7 protein-coding genes are annotated in these 11,203 nt (G+C 30.4%); all 7 read left to right on the top strand.

Annotated features, from left to right (window positions below):
- Positions 1–3,217, top strand: a 3,217-nt coding sequence (locus Q0V67_RS09920) for an autotransporter domain-containing protein (protein WP_297599186.1), incomplete at its 5' end; no start/stop codon positions are given.
- A gap of 17 nt (positions 3,218–3,234) precedes the next feature.
- Positions 3,235–5,523: a polysaccharide lyase 8 family protein gene (locus Q0V67_RS09915; protein WP_297599184.1), complete on the top strand. Its 2,289-nt coding sequence runs from the start codon at positions 3,235–3,237 to the stop codon at positions 5,521–5,523.
- 22 nt (positions 5,524–5,545) lie between these two features.
- Complete coding sequence (locus tag Q0V67_RS09910; RefSeq protein WP_297599182.1) at positions 5,546–6,919, top strand: sulfatase-like hydrolase/transferase; 1,374 nt, start codon at positions 5,546–5,548, stop codon at positions 6,917–6,919.
- A 22-nt stretch (positions 6,920–6,941) separates the two neighbouring features.
- Positions 6,942–8,483 (top strand): DUF3502 domain-containing protein, encoded by a 1,542-nt coding sequence (locus Q0V67_RS09905; RefSeq protein WP_297599180.1) that lies wholly within the window; start codon positions 6,942–6,944, stop codon positions 8,481–8,483.
- A gap of 157 nt (positions 8,484–8,640) precedes the next feature.
- Positions 8,641–9,618, top strand: a complete 978-nt coding sequence (locus tag Q0V67_RS09900) for a sugar ABC transporter permease (RefSeq protein WP_297599177.1) — start codon at positions 8,641–8,643, stop codon at positions 9,616–9,618.
- Positions 9,619–9,639: 21 nt separating this feature from the next.
- Positions 9,640–10,521 (top strand): carbohydrate ABC transporter permease, encoded by an 882-nt coding sequence (locus Q0V67_RS09895; RefSeq protein ID WP_297599175.1) that lies wholly within the window; start codon positions 9,640–9,642, stop codon positions 10,519–10,521.
- A gap of 33 nt (positions 10,522–10,554) precedes the next feature.
- The coding region (kduI, locus tag Q0V67_RS09890) for a 5-dehydro-4-deoxy-D-glucuronate isomerase (protein ID WP_297599173.1) at positions 10,555–11,203 on the top strand (649 nt) is incomplete at its 3' end.

Genomic DNA, 11,203 nt, shown 5'->3' with positions numbered 1-11,203 from the left:
TGGAAGTGAGAGCACTGGAATAAACAGTGGTACAATTATCCATACTGGAGATGGAAAAAATACTTCCAATGCAATGCTTGCTCAAAATGGGGCTAACACTATAAATAACGGCTTAATTCAGGTGTCATCTACAAATGTATCTGCGATAAATTCAACAGGTTTTGGAAGTATAGCTTCAAATAATGAAAATGGAAAAATTAAAATTTTTAATAAAGCTATAGGTATGAAAATAGAAAATGGTGGTTTTGGAGAAAATTTAGGTACTATCTCAAACTATAGCACTGGAATAGCAGTAGATGTTAGAGTAAATGGAACAAGTATCAATAAGGGGTCTATTGAAAATTACTCCACAGGTTCTGGTGTTAAAGTTTCAAAAGGTATTTTTACTAACTCAGGTGAAGTTAAAAACTTTGGATTTGGTAATGCTATTTTAGTAAGTGATGGAATTTTTATAAATGATGGTGGAACTATCCAAGGTGGAGATGGAGTAGCTATAAAATCTGAAATACTCAGAGTTAAAGACCCTATAACAGAAAAATATTATGATGTTGCTACGAACAATAATGTTGTTTTAAAAAGTGGGAAAATAAATGGTAGTATTGTTGGTGGAATAGGAGTAGATGCATTATTTCTTGAAGGACATAATAGTTTATCTGATATAAATATCGAAAACTATGAAATTTTATCATCAACAGGTGGCAACAATAAAATTGACAAGGCTTTTATAGATTTAGAATACAACAAAGGAACTCAAGAACATTATAATGAGAATAAAAACAAATTAGAAAACGACGGAGTTATTACAACTGAAAAAGGAAAATTAGAGATATCTAACAGCTCTTTAGTTATTGATTTTAAAAATTCTTTAAGCGATAAAAATCTTGAAAACTCTATAATTTCAGCTGATAAATTAATTTTAAATGGAGATATAAGCTTTTCTTTTATATCTGGAGATGGAAGAAATGAATTTAATCTATCTGAGGCTTTTGGTGGAGTGAATATTGAACTTGGGGATAACGCTCAAATAAACTCATCAGTTATTTGGAGTTATAAAGTGGAGGATGGAAATATCATAGCTAAGAAAAACAGTTATAAAGAAATACTAAATACAAGTAAACTTTCTAGTTTTGTAGCATTATTAGAAAATGATCGAATTGCAAAAAGTTTTTCAGAGGAAAGAACCACTGATAAAAGTCTGTTGCACGCTATTTCTGATGCAGAACAGCTTCAAACAAGCGGACAGTTTACAGATGCTATGAAACAGCTATCCGGCGGAGTATATGGATATATGGCCGATATAGCAGCTTTAAATTCTAAAACTTTATCAAAGAAAATCTTTGACCGAATAATTCAAACTGATTTCACAAGAGAAAAACCTACAAACTCATCAACTCAAGATATCATATATATGGATAACAATCACAGAGTAAAAGGTCTATTAAATACCTCTTATAATGAGCACGGTATATTGGGTGTAACTGAAAAGCAGATAGAAGAGAATGCTAAAATAGGATTTATATATGGTGGAAGTAATGGAGACGTTAAATTTCAAGGTGGACAATATGGTAAAGCTAGTCTAGATAATATTTATATGGGTGGATATTACAACTATAAATTTACAGATAAAATATCACTGACATCAAATGCTCGAGTTACAACCGCTTTCAACTCTTTAAAAAGAACTGTAGACTTTGGAAATACATATGGGACTTTTGATTCAACATTCCCAACATATGGACTGGGAGTTGGAACGATCGCTTCATATAATGTTTTAAAAGATAATTATAAATTTGGAATATATGGTGGAATAGATTGGACTAAAATAGTACAAGGAAACATTTCTGAAGACCCAAGACCTAACAGCAAACCCCAAAATGAATTAGCCATTAATAACACTAAGTCTGTAGATGAGGAATTCTACGATTCTGTCGTTCCTAGAGCCGGTGTTATATTAGAAAAAACAGGTTATTTATTTGGAAAAAAATATATTGTTGGTGGGAATTTAGGATATGAAACAGAATTAGGAAATATAAAAGATGGCAAGACATTAAAACTTCAAGGATTATCGAAAAAATATAAATTAGAAACTACTAAGATGGAAAATTTATTATCTTATAATATCTTTGCATCTCTTAATCTAACTCAAGATTTTTCATTTCTAGGAAGCTATACATCTACCCAGTCCAAAGAATATGACGCCGATAGTCTATCACTTGGTGCAAAATATAAATTTGATTCAATAGGAACACCTGTAAATACATATTTTGATAATCTAGCTGGAAATAAAAATGATAGGTGGCGGGGAACTGTAACCCTTTTATTAGATGTTGAAGAAAATTCAGATAGAGTTTATTTTGATTCTGAAGATATGGCTTTTCCAGGAGATTACGCTGTGTCAACTATATATGTACCCAAAGTTACAGTTAGCTTAAACGACTTGAAATCTAATTGGTCTTATTATTTCGAAGGATACTATAAGGATAATGAGATGTTTCAAGGATTAAAATCGAATGAAGCAGAGCAACATATGACAAGAATTCACTTAGAAGCTAGATGGAACAATGTTTTTACGAAAGGAAGATATGGCTTTAATCTAGCTTATAGAAATGAAACTAGTGAAAAACCACAAAATTATGGAAAACATAACTTTAGAGAGGTCAAAAGAGGAGTTCACCAAATCAGATTAACTCCAAATTTTTTATATAATTTAGGTCATGGTTTTGCTCTAAATGGAAACTTTACAAGTGTTTATGAGTATAATCATATGGGTGATAGAGAAGGGCAAGCAGATTTTATAATGGAAAATCAAGGAGGGATTGATTATACAGGACTTATGCCAAGAATATCGATGAAATTAAACTATTATAGAGAAGACAGATGGTACGATCACAACAATCCTGGTGGAGTAGAAAAATACCAACTTAACCAAATAAGACCATCATTTAGATATTTCTTTGGAAACGGTGGGCATGCTCAATTCGAAACTAGATTCCCCCTAGGAAATGGTGGCTATTCAAACGTAGTCAAAACAAAAGAGGTGAAATCTGAAAGTCACGAATCGAGATACTCTATTAAATATACTCATCCGATTGCTCCAGGCTTAACTGGAACAATTGGAGCGACATTGTTAACTCTAAAAACAAAAGAAAAAAGTACTGGAATGGAAACTAGATACCATTCATTTAGACCAATGATTGGATTTGGATATAGCTTTTAATTAAAAGGAGGAGGAACTTGAAAATAAAAATAATTCTAATATTATTGTTATCAATATGTATAACAAAAGCTGATGAAAAAAATATAAAAATAGATACACAAACAATCAATACAAGTAAAAATATCATAGAAAATAAAGATTTTATAAATATTCGAATAAAATGGGTGGATTTTTTAACAGGAAAAGAAAGTTTAAAGAAACAAAGCCCTAAAGAACAAAAAGATATTATAAATACTTTAAATAAACTCGGAGATAAAAGTTTACAAAATTACAACTATAATCAAGATAGAGTATCTATCTATTCTGATTTAGATGATATGAAAAACGGGATTCAGCTTCAATCAACTTATGAGAGAATAAAAGACTTAAGCAAAACTTATAGTATTTCTGGAACCAATTTATATAAAAATGAGTCCATCAAAAAAGAGATTTTAAACTCTTTGGAATGGTTGTATCAAAATGCCTATAAAGAAGGAGTTCCAGAATATGGAAACTGGTGGCAATGGGAACTTGGAATTCCTAAAAATTTAAATGAAATAATTGCAATTATGTACGATGAAATTCCTACAGAAAATAGAATGAAATATTTAAGAGCATCACAATATTTTCAGCCATATGCAAAATATTCTGGAGCTAGCCCTTCGGCTAAATATTCTTCATCTTCAGAACTAAGGATATCAACAGGTGGAAATAGAATGGATACATCAATTATATCCTTTACTCGTGGTGTTTTAATGAATGATGAAAACCAAGTTTTAGATGGTATTTTAGCAGTAGGTGATGTTGGGGAATATGTAAATAGCGGCGATGGATTTTATAAAGATTCATCATTTATACAACATGGAAACATTCCATACAACGGGACATATGCATCGGTTTTATTCAATGGATTAGGAAGCATCCTATACTTGACTTCTGGAACACAGTATCAAATGAAAGATGAAAGAATTGAAAACATATATAATTCAATAATTGATGGATATTCATTTTTACTTATAAATGGAGGAGTTACCGATGCTGTAAGTGGTAGATCCATCTCAAGAGATAATAGCAATGAACTTGAGCGGGGAAGAGGACTCATAGCTTCTATTGCTATGATTTCAGAAGGGGCTCCTGAACCTTATAGAAATAAAATTAGAATGTTAGTAAAAAAGAATCTTGAAGAAAACAACGCTTATGACACAACAGAAAAGATCTATAATTTAAAATTAAAAGAGATATTAAAAGATATTAAAAATAATGTGAACTATGAAAAAACAGATAAAAACAAAAGTAAAATATTCTGGGGAATGGATAGAATCGTACACCATGGTATAAAAGGATCTAAATTTGTAATTTCTATGCACTCATCTAGAATAGGTAACTACGAAACTATGAATGGCGAGAATAAAAGAGGTTGGTATACTGCAGATGGTGTTACCTATATATATGGTAAAAATTCTGATAAATCTAAAGATTTTTGGCCAACTGTAGATCTGTATCACTTACCAGGAACAACAGAAAGTATAAATGAACGAAAAGATCGTTCAGGTGAAAGAAGACATAAGGCTAAAATGAGCCCCAAATCTTTCGTTGGTGGAGTTACAACTAATGAAGTAACTTTAGGAGCCATGGACTTTACTTCTTGGAATGATTTAACCGCAGGTAAAAAATCTTGGTTTTTATTTGATGACACTCTTGTAGCTATGGGATCAAACATCTCCAGTTCAGATGGAGAAGTGCATACAACTATAGATAATCGAATTGTTGATTCTGATAAATTTATAACTAAAGTGTATTCTGATTCTGACGTCATATCAAAAAAAGAAGTTAGAAAAGGAAGTTGGGAAAATATTGGTGGAAAAAACAACGCCCCTATAGAAATTGAATATGAAACCACTTATATTAATCACGGAAAAAATCCTAAAAATGATAACTATTTATATAGTATTGGTTTAGATGAAATCTCTAAAAACGATATAGAAATTCTATCTCAAAATTCTAAGGCACATGGAATAAAGCTTAAAGATTATATAGCTATAAACTTTTGGCAAGATAATCCATATAAACTTGGAAAATATAAAAGTTTTAGTACTCTGTCTCTTCTGACCTTGGAAAAGGAAAATATTTTAGAGTTATGGGTTAATGATCCAACCCAACTTTCAAATATACCATCTTTATTAGAGATTGATGGATGCTATATATTAGTAGAAAGTAATGACAAAAATCTAAAAATAGAATCAAAAAAAGATAAGACCATTTTAAAAATAGATAATATAAAAAATGGAGATACAAAATATATAAAATTAACAAAATTTAATAACTAATATAAAATTAGGAGGTACCTCTATGAAGAAAAATCTAGTTTTTATAACAACAGACCACCAAAGAGCAGATACTCTTGGAATGATTCAAAATTCTAAAGAGGTCACTCCAAATTTAAACAAACTGGCTCTAGAAGGATTTAATTTTACAAGAGCTTACACTACTTGTCCACTCTGTGTCCCAGCTAGAACTGCCTTGGCTACAGGAAAATTTCCAACTCAAACTGGTGTTGTTATAAATGATTTAACAAAGGTATCAGAGCAAACAAAAAAAATAAAAACAATTCACGAATATCTTTATGAGAACGACTATAATCTAAGTCATTTTGGAATGCAGCATATAGTTGTATCCCCATCTTTAGAAAAAAGAGTTAAATTTAAAAAATTTTTAACAGATAATGACTATGAACAAATATGTAAAAAAGAAAATTTGCCACTTTTTGGAGATACTCAAGATAGAGTTAAGGTGAAAGAACTACATGGAGATATCTATGAGAGTAGAGAATACTCAGGTTCAAGGGTTTCCTACTTCAAAGGTGATGAGAACTTGTTCAGAGATCGATTTTATATTGATAACGCTCTTAACTATTTAGAAGATGAAACCTTTGAAAAACCTATAGCTATGTTTATTAATATATGGGCTCCTCATCCGCCTTTTAAAGTTTTAAAAAAAATTATGGAAAAATTCCCAAATCCAAAACTTCCCGAAAATATAAACAAAATATCTCAGGGTGAACCTCTCAAAAGAAGGATGGGAATAGCTGCACAATTGGCAGAGGAAAACGACGAATTTCATTGGAAGAAGGTTTGGCAAGCATACTTAGGATTAACTAACTATGCGGATAACTTAATTGGAGAGATTATAAAAAAATTAAAAGAAAAAAATAACTATGATAATACTGTCTTTGTTTTTACTGCAGATCACGGAGATCATTTAGGACAACACAAGATGTTTCAAAAGATGGAAATGTATGAACAAAGCATTAACGTTCCACTAATTATAAAAACTCCAGAAATAAAAAGTGGTAAAATAGATACTATTGTAAGTCATTTAGATATTTTTCCCACAATACTGCAATCTTTAAATATAGAGTATGAGAATGATCTTATAGGAGAAAATATTTTAAATGATCTTGTCCAAAGAAAAGAAAGACTTGCTTGGAGTCAATACTCTGGAAATCAAGTTTCTGTTGGAGATATCAGAAGAAGTATTGTAAGTAAAAATTTCAAATATATATACGATCCCAAAGATAGAGAAGAACTTTTTTATCTAACCAAAGATCCTCTAGAGATGAAAAATGAAGAATCAAATTTCAAATATAAAAATGAAAAATTATACTTAAAAAAACAATTATCTCTATTTTTGAAAAAAGAAAGCGATTGGATAAACATTATATAAAACTATATATATCGGAGGGATTATGAGTATAAAAATAAGCTTAGTGTTATTAATTGTTGGAATCTTACAAAACATATGTTTTGCAAATGATTATAAAATCTCTAAAGTTCCAATAAAATTGAGCATTTTAGCAATTCAAAATGGAAAAACATTTGATGAAAATTGGATAGTTTTTAAAGAAGCTTTTAAAGATACTAATGTAAAATTAAAAAGTTATAGTTCTAAAAATCTAACCGATGAAATACAAGCCTTCAATCTTGCTGTTTCATCAGGATCTCTTCCTGATATCATCTCTTTAGCTTATCCTGAAAAACTAGAAAGTTTAGGAATGGATGGTGGAATAATACCTCTAAATGATTTAATAGAGAAGCATGCTCCAAATATAAAATCATTTTTTAAAAAATACCCAAGATACAAAATGGATGCGGTAGCTGCAGACGGAAATATATACTTTATTCCAGATTATTATGATTGGTACGCTATGAGAGCTGCTCAAGGTCTTTTTATAAGAAAAGATTGGATAAATAAACTAGGATTAAAAATACCCGAAACTATGGAGGAGTTATATGACGTTATGATAGCTTTCAAAACTAAAGATCCTAATCAAAATGGTAAGATGGATGAAATCCCATATTTTGAAAGATCCTCTGAATTTGCTGACAAAGAGTTAATCGGCTTATTTGGTGCAGAGATTAGTTTTTATGTAGATGAAAACGAAACAGTCATATTCGGTCCAACTACAAAGAGATTTAAAGAGGCGGTTCCTCAAATTGTAAAATGGTATAGAGAAGGACTAATTGATCCTGAGATATTCACAAGAGGCTTTCAATCTAGGGATTATATGTTAAGAAATGATTTAGGAGGTATAACCTTTGACTGGTTTGCAAGTACGGAATCATACAATAAAGATACCGAATTAAAAGAGAAAGTAAAAGATTTCGAATTTATAGCTATAATCCCACCAATGTATGCCGGAAAAAGCTATGCTCCTGATGCGAGAACAACTTATTTAGGAGGATGGGGAATAAGCGCAACTTGTAAAGATCCAATTTTAGCTATTAAGTATTTTGATTACTGGTTTTCTGACAAAGGATATGAATTATCTAACTGGGGTGTAGAAAATGATACTTTTATTAAGGATGTAAATGGAAAAAATAAATTTACAGATACTGTTATAAAATCTCCTGGAAAAACTCCTTTACAAGTTCTTAGAGAAAAAGGAATACAATTTAGAATAGGAGCTCTACAAGATTATGGCTATGAAAAAGCATGGGGAAGCCCAACAGCTCTAGAATGGGCAGAAATGTATATGGAAAATGGATGTGTTGTAGATCCAATGCCAACTCTAAAATATACAAAAGATGAAAATAGAAAAATTCAAAAAATTAACTCCCAATTAAATACTACTGTAAAAGAGATGAATCAAAAGTGGATTTTAGGAGCTGTGGATTTTGACAAGACTTACGATGAGTTTTTAAAAAGACTAAATGAAATAGGGTTAAAAGAAGCCATAGAAATAAACCAAAGAGCATATGAAAGATTTATGAAAAATAACAAACAATAAATAACAAAACTAATAAAAGCACTTTATGTGCTTTTATTAGTTTTAAAGAACTTAAACAATACATAGAAAACTGTATATACCAAATTGATGATTTACACTTTGAAAAATATAAACTATAATTGCCTTATAAAACACAGGTAAGTGAGGAGGTTTAGTGATGAAAGAAAATATTTTAGAAATGGATGAAGCAATCGAACCAGAAAAAATAGGTCTCATAAAAAAAATAACATCTATTCTTAAAAAAGGAGATGTTAAAGATCAACTATCATTATATGTGATTTTTCTTCCATTTATACTTTGGTATATTATATTTGCATATAAACCGATGTATGGTCTTATAATTGCTTTTAAGGACTACAATCTATTTAGGGGAATATCTGGAAGTGATTGGATAGGGATTGCTAATTTTACAGAGTTCTTAACCAGTCCATATTTTTACACAACACTAAAGAATACAATATTTTTAAATATCTATAGTTTAGTGTTTGAATTTCCTTTTGCTATTATTTTAGCGTTGATGTTAAATGAAGTAAAAAATAGGTTTTTTAAAGCTTTTGTTCAAACAGTATCATTTTTACCATATTTTATAGCTGTTGTTGTTACTGCTGGAATTACTATTAATATTCTTTCACCTAGTAGTGGAGTAGTCAATCACATTCTTGAGAACTTTGGATTTGAAAGAATATACTTCTTATCAAAACCAGAGTATTTTAGAGGAATATTTACAGGTATGAATATGTGGAAAAGCACAGGTTTTAATGCTGTTATATATCTTGCAGCTTTAACAGCAGTTGATGAATCACTTTATGAAGCTGCAAAAATTGATGGTGCTACAAAATTTCAGCAACTTAGATTTATAACTTTCCCATCAATCATTCCAACAATAGTTATAATGCTTGTATTAAAAGTTGGAAGCATGTTAAATGTTGCATTTGAAACGGTATTATTGCTTTATCAACCAGCAACATATTCCACATCAGATGTTATAAGTACTTATGTTTATAGAACCGGTATGTTGATGCAAGATTTTGGTTTAGCTACAGCCGTTGGATTATTTAATGCAATTGTTGGATTTATCCTAGTTTATTTAGCAAATAGATGGAGTAAAAAAATAACAGCATCAGGTCTTTGGTAAAAAAATTTGAAGGAGAGGTTTATGAGTAAAATTAAGAAATCAAAAGATGAGAAAATATTTGATTTTGTCAACTATACCCTATTAACTATATTTGGAATAATGTTTATATATCCAATTATATATGTGTTTTCAGCATCAGTTACAAAACCATATCTTTTAGAGATTGGAGAGATGTATCTACTTCCTAAAGGGATTAGTTTAGCATCTTTTAAGGCAGCTATAGGTTTAAATGGAATATGGCTAGCTTATGCAAATAGTATCTTTATAACAATTTTAGGAACTAGTGTTAGTATGTTATTTACAATAACTGGTGCTTATGTTTTATCAAAACCAGAATTAAAATTCAGAAAAATTTTAACATTAATTGTAGTTGTAACAATGTGGTTTGATCCCGGAATGATTCCAAAGTATTTAAATTTCAGAGATTTAGGGCTTATAAATAGCTATACATCTGTTATCGTAGGGTTTGCAGTAAACACATTTAATGTTATTATTTTAAAGAGTTTCTTTGAAGCTGTTCCAAGATCTTTGGAAGAATCAGCAAGAATAGATGGAGCTAGTCACTGGCAAATTATGACAAAAATATACATCCCACTATCAACTTCAGCCCTGACAACAGTTTCTCTTTTTTATGCTATATCAAGATGGAATGGATACTTCTGGACAATGGTTTTATTAACTGATGATTCCAAAGTTCCTTTACAGGTTTTCTTAAAAAAATTAATTGTAGAAAAAAATATGGCCGGAGAAGCTGCTCAAATTATCACACCTGAAAGTTTAACATCACCACAATCAATAATATATGCTGTAATAGTACTATCAATAATTCCAATATTAATAATATATCCGTTTATCCAAAAGTTCTTTAGAAAAGGAGTTACTTTAGGAGCGGTAAAAGAATAAAAAATTAAAGATATTTTAGGAGGGAGTTTTATTATGAAATTAGATACAAGATATGCAAATCATCCAGAGGATTCAAAGCACTACACTACAGAAGAGTTAAGAAAACACTATTTGATGGAGACTGTTTTTATTGCCGACGAAGTGAACTTGATGTATTCTCATGTGGATAGAGTTATAGCTGGTGGAGTAATGCCAGTTGAAAAAGAGGTGTTCTTAGAGGGGTGTAAAGAACTTGGTTCTGAATTTTTCTTAGAAAGAAGAGAGTTAGGTCTTATAAATGTTGGTGGAGCAGGAAAGATAGTTCTGGATGGTGTTGAATACGAGATGGCTTCAAAAGATGGGTTATATGTGGGAATGGGAGTAAAAGAAATTATATTTATATCTAATTGCAAAGAAAACCCTGCAAAATACTATGTAAATAGTGCTCCAGCTCATGTTACTTATCCAACTGTAAAAATAGATATCGCTAATGCTAATGCAGTTCATTTAGGTGACTTAGAAAATTCAAATAAAAGAACAATATTTCAATATGTTCATCCTGCTGTTTGTAAATCATGTCAACTTCTAATGGGAATGACAGTTTTAGATCCAAATAACATGTGGAACACTATGCCAACGCATACTCATGAGAGAAGAATGGAGGTTTATTTCTATTTTGACATGGATGAGAGCTCAAGAGTAT

Origin of the sequence: uncultured Cetobacterium sp. (genome assembly GCF_947072685.1) — a bacterium.
Taxonomy (GTDB): Bacteria; Fusobacteriota; Fusobacteriia; order Fusobacteriales; family Fusobacteriaceae; genus Cetobacterium_A.
This window is presented reverse-complemented; position numbering and strand designations above follow the sequence as displayed.

Coding starts and splice junctions, on each gene's coding strand:
- Q0V67_RS09910 (WP_297599182.1), top strand. CDS start 5,546: ATGAAGAAAAATCTAGTTTTTATAACAACAGACCACCAAAGAGCAGAT.
- Q0V67_RS09905 (WP_297599180.1), top strand. CDS start 6,942: ATGAGTATAAAAATAAGCTTAGTGTTATTAATTGTTGGAATCTTACAA.
- Q0V67_RS09900 (WP_297599177.1), top strand. CDS start 8,641: ATGAAAGAAAATATTTTAGAAATGGATGAAGCAATCGAACCAGAAAAA.
- Q0V67_RS09895 (WP_297599175.1), top strand. CDS start 9,640: ATGAGTAAAATTAAGAAATCAAAAGATGAGAAAATATTTGATTTTGTC.